The organism is Thiothrix subterranea, assembly GCF_016772315.1.
GTDB classification, from domain to species: Bacteria; Pseudomonadota; Gammaproteobacteria; order Thiotrichales; family Thiotrichaceae; genus Thiothrix; species Thiothrix subterranea.
The window spans coordinates 705,231-722,073 of sequence record NZ_CP053482.1 but is presented as its reverse complement, the minus strand read 5'-3'; the positions used below and the strand labels follow the sequence as shown (position 1 = coordinate 722,073).

Below are 16,843 nucleotides of genomic sequence, written 5' to 3'. Positions count from 1 at the left end.
TTATTCCCCGATCAATTGGTAGCCGATGCCGCGCACGGTTTGGATGCAGGAACGCCCATCCGGCAAATTGCCGAGTTTGTGACGGATGCTACTCATGTGTACGTCGATGCTGCGGTCGTAACGGGTCAGCGGTCGTCCTAAACCGTGGGTGGAGAGGTCGGCTTTGCTGACAGGTTGTCCGGCTTGGCGAGCGAGAACTTCCAGCAGGTTGAATTCGGTGCTGGTCAGTTCTAACGGTTGCCCATGCCAGAGGGTTTGGCGTTTTTCGGGGTAAAGGGTGAGTGCGCCGGTTTGCAGCGGTTCGTGATTCGTGGTGGTGGTGTCGCTGCTGGTGCGGCGTAGGATGGCACGGATGCGGGCTACCAATTCACGCGGCATACACGGTTTTGGCACATAATCATCCGCCCCCAGTTCTAAGCCGATAATGCGGTCGATGTCGTCGCCACGGGCGGTGAGCATGAGTACCGGCATTTTGCTGTGGGTGCGGATGCGGCTGAGGGCTTCGATACCGCTCATGCCGGGCATCATCACGTCCAACACCACCAGCGCGTAATCGCCGTTGAGGGCTTCGCACACCGCTGCGTCACCGTTATGCACGGCAGTGATGTCGAAACCTTCGCGTTCCAAATATTCGGTCAGCATGGTGGTGAGTTCGATGTCGTCGTCAACCAGTAATAGCTTGCTCATGATTGTCTTCTGAGTGGTGTCATACCTTGAATCATACGGTGATTGAAATGCAAGGGCAGGGGGTTTTACATTTCTTTACACGGCTTTACACGCCCAGTGCTGATGCATAAGTTCCGGTATGCTTCTGCCCAATGTGTAGCGGCGCAATTGTCGGGGCAACCTTCGCGCTGCCACAGGTAATACGCAGTTTCGCGGATCAGGGCTTCGGTCGGTTCATTGCTGTGGAAATAGTCGCACGTTCCACTGACGGCATCGTAGGGCAGGGCAGCGAATCTGTCCCGCCCCGGCGAAGGTTGGGTATGCCGATAGCAGTCGGCGCATAGCGGGCATAAGTCGCCGTAGCAATACAACATGATTCGATTCCTGACAGGTCAATAGTGCGCAGAGTGTATACTGACGGCGCGATGAGCGTACAGGGAGAACAAGAATGACGAAGGTAAAACCGTGGTGCTGGCAACTCGCCGCGAATGGCAATGGGTCTGATTGGTTGCTGCTGGCGCACGTTACCCCCGACAGTGTTGCAGCATTGGCGGCAGCACTCGCAAACACTACCCTTGATGGCTACCGCCTGTGTGACGATAGCCCCTACACCTTGATGGATAGTGCGAATGCGGCTACCTATTTGAGCAATTTGACGGACAACAAGCCGCGCAATATTTGGGTGTACAACGTTGTCGAAATCCAAGGTGATTTGATCAAAATTGAGAGCGGTTACGGGGGGCGTGGCGATGTTAATAGTCAGGTGGAAACCGACTTTTTGCTGCATTTGTTCGCCCTGCCAAACATCACTTTGCAATCTTGGCAAGTGTTGGCAGGGGGCGAGGGTTACGATTACGTGGTCAGTGCGGCGGGGACGAATTCGGAGAGTTTTAGGGCGTATCTCTCCACCTGATTGCGCTGATACAGCATCTTTACCTATCTTTACATACGATTTACCCACCTTTACGTCAGCCTGCGCCACACTCTTGTCATGGAAATCACTCATAGGATTATGTTCATGGCATCGACTCCGCAACGCCTGCTGGTTAGCCTCGCCCTTTGCATGGCAACGGTCGCGTGTGCGCCCGCCAGCATTCGCGATACTCCCACGCCCCCCAATACCGTTCAAATTCAACCCAGCAATGCGCTGGCACGCAAACCCATCCAAGCCGCATGGTGGCAAACCTTCAACGACCCGCTCATGACTGCGCTGATCCAAGAAGCCCTGCAAGCCAGCCCCGACATCAAAACCGCCCAAGCCAGCCTGCGAGCCGCCCGTGCGCAACGTGCGATTGCCGGAGCAAGCCTGTTACCCAGCCTCTCCAGCGGCGCATCCGCCCGTCGCAGCGGTGGCAATGACAGCTACGGTGCAAACCTCGATGCCAGTTGGGAAGCCGACATCTTCGGCGGCAATCGTTTAGCCGATAAAGCCGCCGCCGCCGACCTGCAAGCCACCCAAGCCAGTTTGGAAGATGTCAAAGCCTCACTCGCTGCCGAAGTTGCCAGCAGCTACGTCAACCTACGCCTAGCCCAAGCCCGCCTCGCGGTGTCGCGCCAAAGTCTTGCCTCGCGCGATGAAACCGTGCGCTTGATTGGTCTGAAACAACAAGCAGGGCTTGCCAGCGGCTTGGAAGCTGATCAAGCCAACTTGAGTTTGGGGCAAACCCAAGCACAGATTCCCGCATTGGTAAACAGCGTGACCCAATCGCAACACGCCCTCGCCATCCTCACTGGCAAAGAACCGGGCGCACTCAATACCCGACTCGCCGCAGCCAAACCGATTCCGACCGCTGGCGGGCAATTGCTGAATAACATTCCCGCCAATGCCATCCGCCAACGCCCCGACATCCGCGCTGCCGAATACAAAGTCACCGCAGCCGGATTGCGGGTCGGCGAAGCCAAAGCCAACCTCTACCCCAGCTTCAACCTCGGCGGATCACTTAGCCTCAGCAGCCTGAGTCTGGCGGATTTGCTGGATACTGGCAGCATCGCCCGTTCCCTCGCCGCCTCCATCAGCGCACCCTTGTTTGACGGTGGCAGGCTGAAACAGCAAGTCGAAGCCAAAGATGCCGCCCGTGAACAAGCCGTTGCCAGTTACCAAAAAGCCGTGCTGGGTGCATTGCAGGACGTGGCAAACAGCTTTTCCACTCTGCAATCGCTACGCGAGCGCCAACCGTTACTGGCGCAAAACGTGGCATTGGCACGCAGTGCCGAAAACTTGGCGCAACTCAGCTATGACGCAGGCACTGCCGATTTCCAAAATGTGCTGGATACGCAACGCAGCGTCTTGAGCGCCCAAGAAAGCCAGTTGGCAGCACAAGCAGAAAATACTCAGGCAATGATCAGCCTTTACAAAGCCATCGGCGGCGCGTGGTAGGAGAACCTTATGAGCAACCCAATCAATTCAACCACCAACGATTCCGTCAAAGCGGTATTGGCAGCAGGCGGTAAAAAGAAATCTCAAGGCAGCAAGGGCAAGTGGCTCTTGGCACTGCTGGTCGCGGGGATCATCGCAGGCGGCGCAGGCTATTACTTCATGGGGTCATCCCAAACCAAGAGCCAAACCAGCTACAAAACCACCCCCGCCAAAACCGGCAACCTCAGCGTCACGGTGACGGCGACAGGCAACTTGCAACCCAAAAATCAAGTCGATATTGGCACGGAACTCTCCGGCACAGTTGATGACGTACTGGTGGATGCCAACGAAGTAGTGAAAAAAGGGCAGAAACTCGCCAGCCTCAACACCACCCAGTTGCAAGACACCATTACCAAAGGCAAAGCGTCGCTGGCATCCGCGCAAGCCAAAGTCAAACAATCCGCAGCCAGCGTCAAAGAAGCGCGTACCAAGCTCAACCGTTTACGCGAGTTGTACAGCGCCTCCGGCGGTAAATTGCCCGCCAAATCTGAGTTGGATACCGCCGAAGCGACGCTGGAACGTTCCCAAGCCGATGCCGAAGTCGCCAAAACCACCGTGATTTCTGCCACTGCCGAATTGCGTTCCTCCGAAACCAATCTCGGCAAAGCCATTATCACCTCACCGATTAACGGCGTAGTGCTAACCCGCACCGTCGAACCGGGGCAAACCGTCGCTTCGTCTTTGTCCGCGCCAACCTTGTTCACACTGGCGGAAGATTTGGCACAAATGGAAGTCGAAGTCGGCGTGGATGAAGCCGATGTCGGGCAAGTCAAAGCTGGACAAAAAGCCGAATTCAGCGTGGATGCATGGCCGGGGCGCAAATACCCCGCCGAAATTACCCGCGTCAGTCTGGGAGCGAATACCTCTGAAAATGTGGTGTCCTACCTCACCGTGCTGGCGGTGCAAAACACCGACCTGACCTTACGCCCCGGCATGACCGCCACCGCTACCATCAAAACCGAATCGCGGGAAAATGTATTGCTAGTGCCGAATACTGCTCTGCGCTTTACCCCAGTAGTGGCTGCTGCACCTGCTGCGGCGAGCGCCAATAGCAGCTTCATTTCACAATTGATGCCACGTCCGCCGGGTATGGGGACAGCCAAAAAACGCCCCAATGGTACGCCACCCGTCGCCAGCCCCGATGGGATGCAAAAAATCTGGGTACTGGACAATAACGCGCCCCTGGCGGTGGAAGTCAAAACCGGCATTAGCGATGGCAAGCAAACCGAAATCGTTAGCGGCGACTTGAAAGAAGGAATGGCGGTGATTACCGAAAGCACAGGCGGTACAACAGGTGGCACACCATGAGTGCGTTAATCGAATTACGCGGTATCACCAAAATCTACGGTCAGGGGCAGGCGAGTTTCAAAGCGTTGGATGGGGTCAATATGACCATTGAGCAAGGCGATTTTGTCGCCATCATGGGGCCGAGTGGTTCGGGCAAATCCACCGCGATGAATATTCTGGGGTGTTTGGATGTCCCCAGCGGCGGCGAATACTTGTTCCGCGATGTGCATGTGGAACAATTGTCGCGCAACGAACGCGCTTTGTTACGGCGGCATTATCTGGGCTTCGTGTTCCAAGGTTTCAACCTGTTGGCACGGACTTCCGCACAGGAAAATGTGGAATTGCCGCTGTTGTATCGGGGCGAATCCACCGAAGCGCGTCATACCGCTGCCCAAGCCGCGTTGCAACAGGTGGGTCTGGAGGGTTGGGGGCATCATACTCCGGCAGAACTGTCCGGCGGGCAACAGCAACGGGTAGCGATTGCGCGGGCGTTAGTCACCAACCCGACCATTTTGCTGGCGGATGAGCCGACCGGCAACCTCGACACCAAAACCAGTAATGAAATCATGGTCTTGCTCACCGACCTGAACGAAAACAAAGGCATTACCGTGCTAATGGTGACGCACGAACCGGATATGGCGGAATACGCCAAACGCATCATCCACTTTGTTGACGGCAATATCGACAGCGACGTGCGCAAACGGGAGATCACCTGATGTTATGGAGCAGCTTTTTACTCGCCTTGCGCGAAATCCGCCGCAATTTATTGCGTTCCTTCCTCACCATTTTGGGGATCGTGATTGGCGTATCGGCAGTCATTACAATGGTCACGCTCGGCAATGGCGCAACCCAAGCGGTGAAAAATCAGGTATCCAGCCTTGGCAGCAACTTGCTGCAAATCCGTAACGGGCAACGCACGATGGGGCCACCGGGGGCGGCGGCGGGGGCGGTTCACCCCCGTTTTCGCTGGAAGATGTCGAAGCCATCCGCAATCAGATTACGGGGCTTGCAGCCGTTGCGCCGGAGGTGAGTAAGAGTGCCACGGTCGTTTCCATGTCCAACAACTGGTCAACCAGTGTGACGGGTTCGACCAACGATTTCTTCATTGCCGGAAGCTGGAAACTGGCATCGGGGCGCACTTTCAGCGAGGCAGAAGAAAAAGCGGGGCAAACGGTATGCTTGATCGGTGAAACCATCCGCCGCGAATTATTCGGCACGCAACAACCCGTGGGCGAGAGTTTGCGGGTGAACAACTTTTCCTGCGAAATCATCGGCATTCTGGTATCCAAAGGGCAAGCGTCAATGGGGCGTGATCAGGATGATACCGTCATTATGCCGATCAAAGCGGTGCAACGGCGTTTGACGGGTAATCAGAATGTGTCCAGCATCCAAGTGTCGGTCGCGGACGAAAACGACATTACCAGCGTCAAAGAGCAATTGACCGACCTGATGCGCGAACGCCGCCGTTTGGGAGATGACAAGGACGACAATTTCAACGTGCAAGATACCCGCCAGATTGCTGAAGCTTTGTCCGGCACGACGCAAGTGATGACTACATTGCTGGCAGCGGTGGCTTCGGTCAGCTTGCTGGTCGGTGGGATTGGCATTATGAATATTATGCTGGTGTCCGTGACCGAACGTACCCGCGAAATCGGTATCCGGCTGGCGATTGGGGCGTTGGAGCGTGAAGTGTTGCTGCAATTTTTGATCGAAGCGGTGGTGCTGGCTTCCCTTGGCGGCTTGGTCGGGATTGGGTTGGCAACGCTGGCATCCATCGGTTTGTCGCAGGTGATGAATGTGCCGTATACCTTTAACGTGGGCATTAATTTGCTGTCGTTCGTGTTTTCAGCAGGGATTGGCGTGTTGTTTGGGTATATGCCTGCGAAACGGGCGGCACGGCTAGACCCGATTGAGGCGTTGCGCCACGAGTGAGGCAACGCCTGCGGTGCTTAGAACTCGTAAGCCACTTGCAAGGTAACAAGATCTTCTTTGCTGCCATCGTAGGCTTGGTTGTTCATGTATTCAGCGGCGAAACTGGCTTTTTCGTAGACGGGCATTCGGTAAGCAATGCCCGCTGCTTTTTCGGGCAGTTCCAGCGACTCAGCCGCGTCGGTTTGCTGGTAGGCGAGTGCTACGGTGCGGTCGTTGCCCATATCGAAGCCGACTTCGAGGTTGGTAGCGCTGGGTTCGACGCTGCTGTCATCTTCCAGTGTGATGGCATCGACTTGAATGTGTTCGGCAATCACGCTGGCTTTGCCGACAGTAGCGGAGGCATGGATACCTAGCCCTGCCGCTGCTTTATCATTCACGTCAGAAATATAGCTCACGCCAGCACTGAGGTTGTCGGTGCTGTAATCGAGAGTCACGCCGTAATCATCCATTTTGTTGCCGCCGTCTTCGTCATCTTTGAACAGGTAAGCAGAGCCGGAAATATCGCCGGAACTGACACCCAGTTGCACGGCTTCTTCTTGTGTTTCCGCCATTTCCAACGTCAGTGGGTCGGACACCATACGGCTGTCGAATTTACCGAAAGGCACGTACATGCGTCCTGCTGTGACATCCAGCCCTTCACGCGGTTTGAAGGTGAGGGTGGCTTCATCCAGCGCAATATTGTCGTTGTTTTCGCCTTGTTCGTATAGAAACAAGACGTGTCCGTCGAGTTTGTCATTGATTTGATTATCAATACCGAGTTCGACGGTGGGTAGAGTGAGGTCGCTGCTATCGCCGTCAGCATTGCTGACGAAACCGGCTTCGACTTCCACTACACCGTTTAGCGTCGTTTCGGCAAAAGTAGGGCTGGTTAGGGATGCACCAATCAGGATGCTTAATACGGTCTTTTTCATGCGAGGACTCCAAATATTTTGATAAGGAGCAGTGGCTTGTCTGTGATCATGCTATCACCAGATGGTTATCCCAACGCTTGTCGGGGAACTGGTGCAACAGACTGGCTGGTGCGGGTTGAAGGGTTGAGGGAAAACGGTGAATGCCGCCGGTCGCATCCGAGACTAAAAATTGCTGCTGTTGTGGCAAAAACGCGATGCCGCTGGGTTCCGGCAGGGAATGCGCGTGTAGAAAACGGCGTTCGCGGGTACTCCAAAAACTGGTGTGATTGCCGCGTGGTGAGGATACTGCCAGAATCTGTTGCTGCGGGTCATAGGCTAAATCTGCCATGTAACCGTTGAACAGCGCCACGTCAGCGGCGCTAATGTCGAGCAATTGCAACTCACCGCCGTGTGACTGCCAAGCAACTAAAGACGCGGGTTGTTGGCGGTATAAATCGCCTTCGTATTGCAGCGCGACACCGACACTGCCATCCGCAGTGGCGATCAGGTGGCGAATGCTTAAATGGTGATCGGGCAGGCGGTATTCGTCAATTTTTTTGCCGGTTTGCGCATCAATATAAACCAGCGAGGGTTGCATGGTGTCAAGGTTGAGTTTGCGCCGCCCGAAATCGGGGTGCTGTTCAATGCCGCCGTTGGCTACGACCAAGGTTTTGCCGTCGGGCATGAGTTGTACATCGTGCGGGTCGAGTCCGTAGGTGTCGTATTCGCCGAGGTGTTGGAAAGTTTGGCTGTCGCGGATACCGAGTACGCCGCGTTTTTCATCGTAAGCGTTTTCGGTGGTGAACAATACATCACTCGCAGAGGATAAACAGCCGTGACCGTTGAAATGTCGTCCGGCTGTTGCGGGGATACCCCTCACCCCCAGCCCCGCACCCAGCCGCTGTTCGCGTCGTCCCTCAAGGGGAGAGGGGAGGAATTCCACGACGGCGCATTCAAAGGCGGGGCGGCGTCCGAACAGTAGGGCGGTGTCGTTTGCTAAGGGTAATACGGCGTGTCCGCGCATGGGGACAGCGCAGGATTGCAGTTGCCCGCTTGCCATGTCTAAGCGGGTTAGAAAGTGTCCGCCGTGTGGGTTGTCGCTGGCGGAATATAAATGGGTGAGGTTGGTATCTGCTTCAACAGGTGTTCCTGCGGCGCGTTTCATTAGGGTGTTGACCCCTAATGCCGCACCAAACGTTCCGGCAGTGGCAAGTAACAAAAACTGGCGGCGATTCATTGTTTAATCCCCATCGTTATCGTTGAAACCGAGTTGTACGCCTAGCACTTTAGCAAGCTGGCGGCGGATTCCCATTTGAATGTCGTTACCGAGGTAGTAATAACCATCGAGTTCTTTACCTTTACCCGTCTTGATTAGCTCGAAAGGGTCAGCACTGGGCAGCGGTAATTTGAGGTAATTGTCGAGGCGTTGCTGCATGGCGTCGGCGACGAACTTTTCCACTTCGCGTTCGTTGTGGTCGCGTAGCCATTGCAATATGCCGCCTTCCCGCAGAATGCGTTGCATCCCTTCCACATTGGCGCGAATGATTTGGATGGAATAGCCGCTGCGCCAAGCTTCCAATTGGTAGGCGTTGGAGGTATTCAACACTTCCTGCTTGCCTTCGGTATTGAGGTCAATGCCTTTGCCCAAGGGGTTGCCAATGCGGTTTTTGGAAAACTTTTCGGCGGACTGAAACAGCTTGCCCACCAGCAAATCCACTGCTTGGCGGGCGCTGGCGAAAGTGGCATTGCCCTTGTGCGCATCGCGGAAAGCGCTGGCGTAACCGTTGCTGTCTTGCAGCCAGCCATTCGCGATGGTTTGCACTTGGGTATGCAGCAAGGTGCTGGCAGCTTGCACATAATCACAGCGGCGTTTGCCCATATCGCCTTGGAAACTTGCCAGTTGTTCGGCATCGTTTTTGTCACGATCAAACAGCAAGAATTCCAGCGTACTTAAGCCTTGCCCGCCTACTCCGGCTTTCGCGATGATGTCGGGGGTTAGGGGGATGTCATCGGTTAGCAAGCGGCTGATGATCATTTTTTTCGGTGGCGTGAAATTGATGGTGAAGTCGATCTGATCGGCAATCGCGGGGCCAAACATGAGCGCGTCGGTGCGATGCCATGCGAGCAAGGTTTCACCCCAACCTTCGCGCAATACCTTGAAGGATTCGGCGGTGGGGGTGCTGCAAAACGCCGTGCTGCGCTGTGCCAAGGTGTTGGCAGTGACTTGCAATTCGCGATACAGCGGGATGATTGCGCCATCAACCACAGCCGCCAGCAATTTGTCGGCATCGGGAAGCGGTGTGGCGGGGGCGACGTTGGGTGTGGCTGCAAATAACAGCGAAGGCAGCAGGAGCAGGCAGCAAAAAATCTGTTTAAACATCAGCGTTCTCATTACAGTGAGTTGAGGAAACGTAACAGTGCTTCCCGTTCGGATTTGTGCATCGACAATACGTGTTGTTTGGCGGCTTCGGCTTCGCCACCGTGCCAGAGAATCGCTTCCAGCAGGTTGCGGGCGCGTCCGTCATGCAGGAAACGGGTGTGTCCGCTGAGTTTTGCGGTTAAACCGATACCCCACAATGGCGGGGTGCGCCATTCGTTGCCGGATGCCGCAAAGTCGGGGCGCTTATCTGCCAGCTCCTCGCCCATATCGTGCAGCAATAGGTCGGAATAGGGTTGGTGTGGCTGGTTTGCCAAGGCTGGAAACGTTGGGGTGTGGCAGGCGACACAACCCGCCTGATTAAACAGTTTCTGCCCTCGAATGACTTGCGGATCGTCGGTATCACGGCGTGGCGGAACGGGTTGGTGGGCAACATGAAACACGACTTTTTCCAGCAAATTAGCGGGGATTTCCGGTTTGCCGCCTTCTGGCAGGGCGTGGCAATCTGTTTGCGCGGCGGTACAGGGTTTTTCCGGGAATAGGGTGGAGGTAATGCCAATATCATTGCGGAAGGCATCCGCCGTTTGCTGGAGAATACTCGGTTGATTGGCTTTCCAGCTAAAGCGTCCTAGTGTGGTTTGCTGGGTGGCAATGTCCCAGACTTGGTTAGGCTTGCCGGAAATGCCGTCAGCATTGTGGTCATTAGGATCGGCATTGGCGAGGATTTCCGCATCGGGGATGCTTTCCAACAAACCCAAGCCAAACAGTGGTGGGGCAACCCGTGCGGAAAATTGCGTATCCGGGTGCAATGCACCGTAGTTCAGCCCATCAATGTGCAACTGCGGTTGTAACAGCGTGTAGGTTTCGCCATCTTTGAATTGCCCGTGAACTTCGGTATAGGTGAAGCGCGGCGTGCCTTCACCCGGTAAACCTTTGATGCCGAGGGTTTGCAAATGGTCGCCGTAAGTCGGTTCAGGGGCAATGCCCAGTGTTTTAGCGACCGCTAATTGTTCGGTTGTGGTGGCGGGGACGCTGAGTTTCACCAGTGTAGACAGGAACGGCTCGGTATCCGTCAGCGGCGGATGCCCGCGCCCATGCTGCACATGACAAGCAATGCAGCTATTGGCTTTGAACAGCGGCCCCAGCCCATCACGCGCAGTGGTGGATGCGGGGGAACTGACCCACGGTTGTTGGAAGAATGCGCCACCGATGGCGAAGTCTTCGTGTTGTTGCGGTGTCCCTTCGGCTACGCTCAGGGAACTACTGTTGGCTATCCCTGATGTCAGTAACACACAAAGGGTAATGGCTAGAGTTGCTTGCATAGTTATCCTTTAAGAACCCCTCACCCCCTAGCCCCCTCTCCCTCAAGGGGCGAGGGGGAACAAGAAAGATGACCTCTTAGCCCCTCTCCCCTTGAGGGAGAGGGGTTGGGGTGAGGGGTAATCTTGCATTTATCCACCAAAGGAGTCGCTGGTTTCTGGGTTCAGGCTGTCGATACCCACCGCTTTCGCTGCTGCTTCGATGTCACCGGTTTGGCTACGTAAGGCAGCAATCGTGGCTTTGATACGTTTATTGCCGTCTTTGTTGTCAGATTTGATTTGCTGATCGAAATTTTCGCCGTTTTTCGCCGCTTCCACAATGGCTTCGGCTTTTTGTTGGGTATCGGTGAGTTTGCTGACCAAGGTTTCGCTGGCTTTGGCATCGTTGCTGGCAACCAGTTGCGCAAGGCTTGCGCCCGTTACCGTTGTGCCATCGGTGCGGGTGTATGTGCCGTTGAAAATGTTTTGAATACTGCGTGCATTTTCGGCAATGTCGTGGTGGGTGTTGTCGCTGAAACAGGAGTGTTCGTCTTCCTGCGAATGTGCCAGCAATGCCACGTTCATGCGTTCGCCTGCGAGTTCGCCAAGGCTTAGGCTGCCCATGCCGAATAACATGCGGCGCAACGCTTCTTTTTCATCGAGTGCGAGGAAACCGCTGCGGTAGTTACCGGCTTTACCATCTGCCCAGTCATCCGCCATTTGTTGCATATCGGCAACCAGTAAATCGGTGGCGGCTTTCAGGTAGGCGGCGCGGCGTTCGCAGTTGCCATTGGTACAAGTGTCACCTTTTGCGTAATCGGTGTGGGGGCGCTTTCCGGCATCTTTGGGGTCTTCGTTAAAATCTTGTCCCCACAGCAGGAATTCGATGGCGTGGTAGCCAGTGGCAACGTTAGCTTCGGAGCCACCTTTTTCATGCAGCGATTTCAGAAATTCCACTGTGATCGGGTCTTTGCCCGCTATGATATTGGCGCTGGCAAACTGGTTGCCTTCTTCGTGGTCGTAGGCGTCGGCTTTCACGTAATCAATCAAGCCTTCGTCAAGCGGCCATGCGTTGACCTGACCTTCCCAGTCATCCACGTTTTTATTGCTAAAGCGGAAGGCTTCGGTTTGGCTGTAAGGTTTACGTGCGGCTAACCAAGCGTCTTTCGCGGCTTGCTGGGTTTCGGCGGTGGGGTTGGCAATGAAGGCATCGACTTTTTCTTGTAAGACTTTCGCGGTGGTGAATGCGTCACTAAAACCGGCATGGGCAAGATTGACGTAGGTTTCCATCACCGCTTTGGCAGTAACGGTTTCAGCGCTGACTAACAGGGGTGTGGTGCATAATACGCCACCGAGTAGGGCGGCTGAGACGATGTGGGAAAGGGATTTCATGGGTAGTCTCCGAAAAAACAGGTCTGGCTGGGGCAATAACGCTGATTGGCTTGACTGTTAAAGGTGTTGATGAATCGTTATCGGTCGGACTCTTCAGCGGAACGGTCAAGCAAAGGTTGCTTGTCTGCGTCATCATCTGCCGAAGTGAGGATCAAATTGCCCCGGCGGGTAATGGTCAAACAATAAGGTCGCTTGCCGTGCTGAAGAATGATTTTTTTGCAGCCGCGCATCAATTCTTCCAGATTGATACGGTGTGGTTCTACATCCGTCATTCTCAAAGCTCCAGTCATCATGCGAATGCACCTTGCATCAGGTTAAGGTTAAAGTGGAGGGTATCAGGGTTGAGGGTTTCTTCGATGACTTCACAGGCATGACTTTTGCAACGCCCGCAACACGTGCCGACTTTTAGCTCTTGTTGAATGGCTTCCAGCGTCTCGTGGCCTTGTTTAACGGCTTTCTTGATCGCTTTGTCGGTCACAGAGTGGCAAATACAAACGTACATGGCATCACCTAAACAGTAATCATTCTTAAACGTCCGGTGATGATAATCATGATCAACTACAAATACAAGTGGTTCTCAGTTATTTTTTGAAATGAGAAAATTTCTCAAAAAATGCTTGACTCGGTAACAGGAATCATTATCATTGGTTGCATCTTACAGGTTTTTGCCCTCTCCTCAAAACGGCAACAAAAAGTAGTCAAGCCAGTGTATGACGTTGTAACTCCGCACCAGCCAGATTATTTCTTATTTTCAAGGAATAGTGAGGTGTGTGATGACGTTTTATGTAAACGCATGGCTGGATCGGGTTGACCCGTTTATCAGCTTGCACAATCGCCAGACGGGTGAACAAGTCGCCAGATTTGACAAACACGAATTGCAGCAATGCCTTGAACAAGGCGATTTCTGTCTGAATGAGCTATGCAACCCTAGTCAGCAGGTGCAGCACGAATTGGTAAAATGTTTGTTATTGGTTCGCTGTTCGCATGAAGTCAGCCAGCAATTGGAAAGCATTTACCACAGCTTTTTTCCGCGTCCGTCGAGCGCCGACATTATTCCTTTCAGGTCAAAACCAACGGCTGTGCAAGCACAGCGTGATTGTGCCTGAGTTAACGTGTGTACAACCTGTCGGGTTAGCCTTGATAAAAATAACCTTGGCCTGACAGGCTCCTAGTTCCTCTCTTGGAATTTTGAACCTTGCTAGGGGCGTAAGCCCCTTTTTCTTGAACGGAATCAATACGCCAGCCGCGCTAATTCGTGTGTGAATGTTGCGCTATTGCTCTGTTCTGAAGGGTGTTCCATTAAGTTAAACACGCCACACACTTCATGCCAGCCAATGCCTTGCAGCCAGTCCGGTAAACTCACCGTGCTTTGTCCTTTGCGTGGCAAGATGTAACAACTTTCACCCCGATACAACAGGTTGTAAGGTTGGTTAGCCTGCTGCAATGATTTCCCCACGCCATTTGCGCATAATCTATCCACCCGCAGTGCAACGGGTAGGCTTGTGTGCCGCCATTATGTTGCCATTGAGCCGCTTCCACTGGAAAGCGTGATGGACTGATAAAACAGCGTCGGGGGAGGTGGTGAAGAGCATGACCGTTGCGCCTTGTAGCATTAATTGTGAGGGAGTGATGGTTATAGCGGCGACAATGGTTTTCAAGCATTGGATAGTGCATCACATCATTGCTGCGGCTCCATGCCCAGCAATAATTTAGTCCAAGCCACGGATTCCTGTTCCCCCGCCCACGATTATCAGTCATCACCATGATTTCCTGCCCGTGCCAGTCAAACACATCCAGACTTGTTACCCAGCCATCATCTGACGGTTTGCGTAACCGCCAGACTTCGCCGATTTCCCCGGTGCGCAAATGCAGGTTGAAACCGGGATCAAGCACGTTGAACCACGGCCCGGTTTGCAGCAATTTACTGATCGTGCCGCCGTAGGATTGCACCGTTGCTTCATTCATGCCGAACAGCATTAGCGGCAGTTGTTGTTCTGCCAATGCGGTTAGCAATGTTTCCACCGTACTGCTGGGTAGCAACTGTGCGTAGTCTGACCCCAGGGCGCGGTAAATGGCTCGCCTGTTGCCGCCGAGGTTTTTGATAATGCGGTTGCCTTCGTGTACATCGCGGATTTTTGCCCAAGACTGACGCAAGCTGGTAATGTCTATGGTCTGATCGACCAATGGTTGGGGCAGATCAGGCACGGCACGTTCCACATGGATGTGCTGACGTTGTTGTGGGGTGCGGAAATCGGCAACCAGTTGATGATAAGCACTCAGATGGCTATGTTCCTGCATATAAATCTTGTGTGTAGCCGTGCCGTAGGCATCAAAAAACTGCAAGCTCAGCCGTCCATTTTCATTCACGGCGTAAGCATGTTTCCAGCTTCCCAAAAAATAGCGTGTATCCAGACCGGGGCGGAAAAACAGCGCGGTATCGCCGTGGAAATGCGGTTCGGCGAAATATCCGGTGGCCTCATGCACCATTGCATCGCTGCGGGTCAGTGCCATCACCGTTCCCAGCGTGTGCAATTGACTGAGAATGGCGTGCCAGTCCAGCAAGAGTTGGGTGCAGGTTTCGCTACAGCCCGTTGCCACTAATTCCGCTTCGCTTACGCCCAATTGCGCGGCAGCATCACGGATACGGACAGTCGGGTTGGCGGTGTGGAATTCTTGCCAAATTTCCTTGAGGGGACGAGTGTTCATAGTGGTTTGTTCCTAAGCGGTAGGGTGCAAGTTAAAGACGGGTTTGCGGGCAATCACCAGCGGGCTGGCTGCCTGTGCGGGGTGGGGAATCACTTCCACATTCACGTCGAAAGCGGTTTTAATCTGGCAAGGGCGCAATACCTCGGCGGGTGTGCCGCAGGTTTGCAGTTTGCCATCGGCAATGATGGCTATTTGGTCGGCATACAATGCGGCAAGGTTGAGGTCATGCAACACCGCGAGCACGCCGATATTTGCGGTTTGTGCCAAATGGTGCGCCAAGCCCAACACATGGTGCTGGTGGGACAAATCCAGTGCTGAGGTGGGTTCATCCAGTAGCAGGTAACGTGGGGCGGACGAATTTGCGTTCCACAATTGCGCCAAGACCCTCGCCAGTTGCACGCGCTGCTGTTCACCGCCAGACAGTGTGGTGAAAATGCGTCCGCGCAAATGCCCAACTTGTGCCATGTCGATGGCTTGCTGGGCGGCTTCCTGATTCTGGCGGTGGGTATGGGTGTGACGGTAGGGGCTACGCCCCATCATTACCACGTCTTCCACCCGAAACGGAAAACCCAGTCGGGAACTTTGCGGCAAAATAGCCCGCACTTGTGCCTGTTCGCGGGCAGGCCACAGGTGCAGCTTTTTATTGTTCAGCCATACCTGCCCTTGCGTGGGGGCAAGTTCGTCACTCAGCACTTTCAACAAGGTGCTTTTGCCTGCGCCATTTGGCCCGACGATGGCAAGCACCTGACCGGGAAGCAGATCCAGCGACACGCCATCCAGCAAGGTTTTGTCGCTAATCTGCACATGAATATTGTCAGCCTGTAACATCAGAAACTCCGGGTGCGGTAGCGGCTCAACAGCCACAGGAAAAACGGCCCGCCAATCACAGCGGTGATAATGCCAATCGGCAATTCAGCCGGGGCAACCAAGGTACGCGCCAGCAAATCCGCAGCCAGCAACAGGCTTGACCCTAGCAGGGCAGAGGCGGGCAACAGGAAACGGTGATCCGGCCCCAATGCCAGCCGCAGCAAATGTGGCACGACCAGCCCGACAAAGCCTATTACCCCCGTCAAAGCCACCGCTGTTCCCACCACCAGCGCGACCAGCACAATCAGCACCCGCTTGATGCGTTCAAGGTTGAAACCCAGATGCCCCGCTTCGGCTTCCCCCAGCAAAATCGCGTTGAGCGCGTGGGCAAAAAACGGCAAGGCCATGATCGGCAACAGCAAGAGCGGCGCGGCACTCAGCACTTGCGCCCAAGTTGCATTGCCAAGGCTGCCCATTGACCAGAAGGTGAGGGTACGCAATTGCGCATCATTGGCGGCGTAAGTCAGCAAGCCCGTCGCCGCGCCCATCAGCGCATTGATGGCTATCCCCGCCAGCAACATGGTGGCAATGTCGGTGCGCCCGTGAATATTTGCCAACCGATACACCAGCATCGTCACCCCCAAACTGCCAATGAAGGCGGCAATCGGCAGGGTGTAATGCCCCAGCAAAGTACTGATGCCCTGCAACCAGGTTGCCCCCAGCACAATCACCATGACCGCTGCTAACGCCGCGCCGCTGGAAACACCGATCAAACCGGGGTCAGCCAGCGGATTGCGGAACAAACCTTGCACGGTTGCGCCCGTGATTGCCAACCCAGCACCGACCATAATGCCCAGCACCACACGCGGGGCGCGGATGTCGAGCAATACCGATACATGACCGGGATCAAACGTGGAAGCAACGGGCAAGCCAAGCTGTTGCGCCAGTATTCCCAGCACTTCCAGCGGTGGGATGGCAACCGCACCAATCCCAAGGGACAGCACGAACACGATTAGTAGCAAGCCTGTCAGCAACAACAGCGTCAGGCGGGCGCGGGATTCCATGAGCATGG

Annotated in this window: 20 protein-coding genes; 7 read left to right on the top strand and 13 right to left on the bottom strand. The window is 54.7% G+C overall.

What is annotated here, in order from left to right; genetic code table 11:
• Together HMY34_RS03425 and HMY34_RS03420 are read right to left on the bottom strand one after the other, a co-directional pair.
• Positions 1-687 carry a response regulator transcription factor gene (locus HMY34_RS03425; protein WP_202717913.1) on the bottom strand — a complete coding sequence of 229 codons (687 nt, stop codon included), beginning with the start codon at positions 685-687 and terminating at the stop codon, positions 1-3.
• Between the two features lie 65 nt (positions 688-752).
• A complete protein-coding gene (locus tag HMY34_RS03420; RefSeq protein WP_202717912.1) occupies positions 753-1,040 on the bottom strand; it encodes a DUF2934 domain-containing protein in 288 nt (95 codons plus the stop codon).
• 74 nt (positions 1,041-1,114) lie between these two features.
• On the opposite strand from HMY34_RS03420, the gene HMY34_RS03415 reads away from it, so the two are divergent.
• From HMY34_RS03415 to HMY34_RS20330, 6 genes are all read left to right on the top strand, one after another.
• Positions 1,115-1,579, top strand: coding sequence for a hypothetical protein (locus tag HMY34_RS03415; protein WP_202717911.1), 465 nt, complete (start codon positions 1,115-1,117; stop codon positions 1,577-1,579).
• A gap of 105 nt (positions 1,580-1,684) precedes the next feature.
• A complete protein-coding gene (locus HMY34_RS03410) occupies positions 1,685-3,043 on the top strand; it encodes an efflux transporter outer membrane subunit (protein ID WP_202717910.1) in 1,359 nt (452 codons plus the stop codon).
• Between the two features lie 9 nt (positions 3,044-3,052).
• Positions 3,053-4,390 carry an efflux RND transporter periplasmic adaptor subunit gene (locus HMY34_RS03405; RefSeq protein ID WP_202717909.1) on the top strand — a complete coding sequence of 446 codons (1,338 nt, stop codon included), beginning with the start codon at positions 3,053-3,055 and terminating at the stop codon, positions 4,388-4,390.
• Positions 4,387-5,085: an ABC transporter ATP-binding protein gene (locus HMY34_RS03400; RefSeq protein ID WP_202717908.1), complete on the top strand. Its 699-nt coding sequence runs from the start codon at positions 4,387-4,389 to the stop codon at positions 5,083-5,085. Before HMY34_RS03405 ends, HMY34_RS03400 begins: the two co-directional genes overlap by 4 nt.
• The gene (locus tag HMY34_RS20335) at positions 5,085-5,399 is read left to right on the top strand and encodes an ABC transporter permease (protein WP_266096945.1); all 315 of its coding nucleotides are present in this window, start codon (positions 5,085-5,087) and stop codon (positions 5,397-5,399) included. The genes HMY34_RS03400 and HMY34_RS20335 overlap by 1 nt, the downstream gene beginning before the upstream one ends.
• Positions 5,336-6,301, top strand: a complete 966-nt coding sequence (locus HMY34_RS20330; protein WP_323127467.1) for an ABC transporter permease — start codon at positions 5,336-5,338, stop codon at positions 6,299-6,301. The genes HMY34_RS20335 and HMY34_RS20330 overlap by 64 nt, the downstream gene beginning before the upstream one ends.
• Positions 6,302-6,318: 17 nt before the next feature.
• Here HMY34_RS20330 and HMY34_RS03390 read toward each other — a convergent pair whose 3' ends face one another.
• The 7 genes from HMY34_RS03390 to HMY34_RS03360 form a co-directional block, all read right to left on the bottom strand.
• A complete protein-coding gene (locus HMY34_RS03390; protein ID WP_202717907.1) occupies positions 6,319-7,212 on the bottom strand; it encodes an LbtU family siderophore porin in 894 nt (297 codons plus the stop codon).
• Between the two features lie 46 nt (positions 7,213-7,258).
• Positions 7,259-8,428, bottom strand: a complete 1,170-nt coding sequence (locus HMY34_RS03385) for a DUF1513 domain-containing protein (RefSeq protein WP_202717906.1) — start codon at positions 8,426-8,428, stop codon at positions 7,259-7,261.
• Positions 8,429-8,431: 3 nt separating this feature from the next.
• On the bottom strand, positions 8,432-9,571 hold the full coding sequence (locus HMY34_RS03380) for an imelysin family protein (protein ID WP_202717905.1): 1,140 nt from the start codon (positions 9,569-9,571) through the stop codon (positions 8,432-8,434).
• Positions 9,572-9,582: 11 nt separating this feature from the next.
• On the bottom strand, positions 9,583-10,890 hold the full coding sequence (locus HMY34_RS03375; RefSeq protein WP_202717904.1) for a di-heme oxidoreductase family protein: 1,308 nt from the start codon (positions 10,888-10,890) through the stop codon (positions 9,583-9,585).
• Positions 10,891-11,019: 129 nt separating this feature from the next.
• A complete protein-coding gene (locus HMY34_RS03370; protein WP_202717903.1) occupies positions 11,020-12,258 on the bottom strand; it encodes an imelysin family protein in 1,239 nt (412 codons plus the stop codon).
• Between the two features lie 77 nt (positions 12,259-12,335).
• On the bottom strand, positions 12,336-12,530 hold the full coding sequence (hemP, locus tag HMY34_RS03365) for a hemin uptake protein HemP (protein ID WP_202717902.1): 195 nt from the start codon (positions 12,528-12,530) through the stop codon (positions 12,336-12,338).
• Between the two features lie 17 nt (positions 12,531-12,547).
• On the bottom strand, positions 12,548-12,760 hold the full coding sequence (locus tag HMY34_RS03360) for a (2Fe-2S)-binding protein (RefSeq protein WP_202717901.1): 213 nt from the start codon (positions 12,758-12,760) through the stop codon (positions 12,548-12,550).
• Positions 12,761-13,031: 271 nt separating this feature from the next.
• Between HMY34_RS03360 and HMY34_RS03355 the strand changes: the two genes are divergently transcribed.
• Positions 13,032-13,364, top strand: a complete 333-nt coding sequence (locus tag HMY34_RS03355) for a hypothetical protein (protein ID WP_202717900.1) — start codon at positions 13,032-13,034, stop codon at positions 13,362-13,364.
• Between the two features lie 125 nt (positions 13,365-13,489).
• On the opposite strand, the gene HMY34_RS20325 is transcribed toward HMY34_RS03355, so the two are convergent.
• The 4 genes from HMY34_RS20325 to HMY34_RS03340 are packed head-to-tail and all read right to left on the bottom strand — an operon-like array spanning position 13,490 to position 16,841.
• Entirely contained in the window at positions 13,490-13,621 is a 132-nt protein-coding gene (locus tag HMY34_RS20325; RefSeq protein WP_266096944.1) for a hypothetical protein, read from the bottom strand.
• On the bottom strand, positions 13,618-14,964 hold the full coding sequence (locus tag HMY34_RS03350; protein WP_202717899.1) for a hemin-degrading factor: 1,347 nt from the start codon (positions 14,962-14,964) through the stop codon (positions 13,618-13,620). Before HMY34_RS03350 ends, HMY34_RS20325 begins: the two co-directional genes overlap by 4 nt.
• Positions 14,965-14,976: 12 nt before the next feature.
• Positions 14,977-15,792: a heme ABC transporter ATP-binding protein gene (locus tag HMY34_RS03345; RefSeq protein ID WP_202717898.1), complete on the bottom strand. Its 816-nt coding sequence runs from the start codon at positions 15,790-15,792 to the stop codon at positions 14,977-14,979.
• On the bottom strand, positions 15,792-16,841 hold the full coding sequence (locus HMY34_RS03340; RefSeq protein ID WP_202717897.1) for a FecCD family ABC transporter permease: 1,050 nt from the start codon (positions 16,839-16,841) through the stop codon (positions 15,792-15,794). The genes HMY34_RS03345 and HMY34_RS03340 overlap by 1 nt, the downstream gene beginning before the upstream one ends.
• Positions 16,842-16,843: the final 2 nt, after the last annotated feature.

Excerpts from the sequence above, each read along its gene's own strand:
- HMY34_RS03425 (WP_202717913.1), bottom strand. The coding sequence starts at position 687 with ATGAGCAAGCTATTACTGGTTGACGACGACATCGAACTCACCACCATG.
- HMY34_RS03420 (WP_202717912.1), bottom strand. The coding sequence starts at position 1,040 with ATGTTGTATTGCTACGGCGACTTATGCCCGCTATGCGCCGACTGCTAT.
- HMY34_RS03415 (WP_202717911.1), top strand. The coding sequence starts at position 1,115 with ATGACGAAGGTAAAACCGTGGTGCTGGCAACTCGCCGCGAATGGCAAT.
- HMY34_RS03410 (WP_202717910.1), top strand. The coding sequence starts at position 1,685 with ATGGCATCGACTCCGCAACGCCTGCTGGTTAGCCTCGCCCTTTGCATG.
- HMY34_RS03405 (WP_202717909.1), top strand. The coding sequence starts at position 3,053 with ATGAGCAACCCAATCAATTCAACCACCAACGATTCCGTCAAAGCGGTA.
- HMY34_RS03400 (WP_202717908.1), top strand. The coding sequence starts at position 4,387 with ATGAGTGCGTTAATCGAATTACGCGGTATCACCAAAATCTACGGTCAG.
- HMY34_RS20335 (WP_266096945.1), top strand. The coding sequence starts at position 5,085 with ATGTTATGGAGCAGCTTTTTACTCGCCTTGCGCGAAATCCGCCGCAAT.
- HMY34_RS03390 (WP_202717907.1), bottom strand. The coding sequence starts at position 7,212 with ATGAAAAAGACCGTATTAAGCATCCTGATTGGTGCATCCCTAACCAGC.
- HMY34_RS03385 (WP_202717906.1), bottom strand. The coding sequence starts at position 8,428 with ATGAATCGCCGCCAGTTTTTGTTACTTGCCACTGCCGGAACGTTTGGT.
- HMY34_RS03380 (WP_202717905.1), bottom strand. The coding sequence starts at position 9,571 with ATGTTTAAACAGATTTTTTGCTGCCTGCTCCTGCTGCCTTCGCTGTTA.
- HMY34_RS03375 (WP_202717904.1), bottom strand. The coding sequence starts at position 10,890 with ATGCAAGCAACTCTAGCCATTACCCTTTGTGTGTTACTGACATCAGGG.
- HMY34_RS03370 (WP_202717903.1), bottom strand. The coding sequence starts at position 12,258 with ATGAAATCCCTTTCCCACATCGTCTCAGCCGCCCTACTCGGTGGCGTA.
- hemP (WP_202717902.1), bottom strand. The coding sequence starts at position 12,530 with ATGACGGATGTAGAACCACACCGTATCAATCTGGAAGAATTGATGCGC.
- HMY34_RS03360 (WP_202717901.1), bottom strand. The coding sequence starts at position 12,760 with ATGTACGTTTGTATTTGCCACTCTGTGACCGACAAAGCGATCAAGAAA.
- HMY34_RS03355 (WP_202717900.1), top strand. The coding sequence starts at position 13,032 with ATGACGTTTTATGTAAACGCATGGCTGGATCGGGTTGACCCGTTTATC.
- HMY34_RS03350 (WP_202717899.1), bottom strand. The coding sequence starts at position 14,964 with ATGAACACTCGTCCCCTCAAGGAAATTTGGCAAGAATTCCACACCGCC.
- HMY34_RS03345 (WP_202717898.1), bottom strand. The coding sequence starts at position 15,792 with ATGTTACAGGCTGACAATATTCATGTGCAGATTAGCGACAAAACCTTG.
- HMY34_RS03340 (WP_202717897.1), bottom strand. The coding sequence starts at position 16,841 with ATGCTCATGGAATCCCGCGCCCGCCTGACGCTGTTGTTGCTGACAGGC.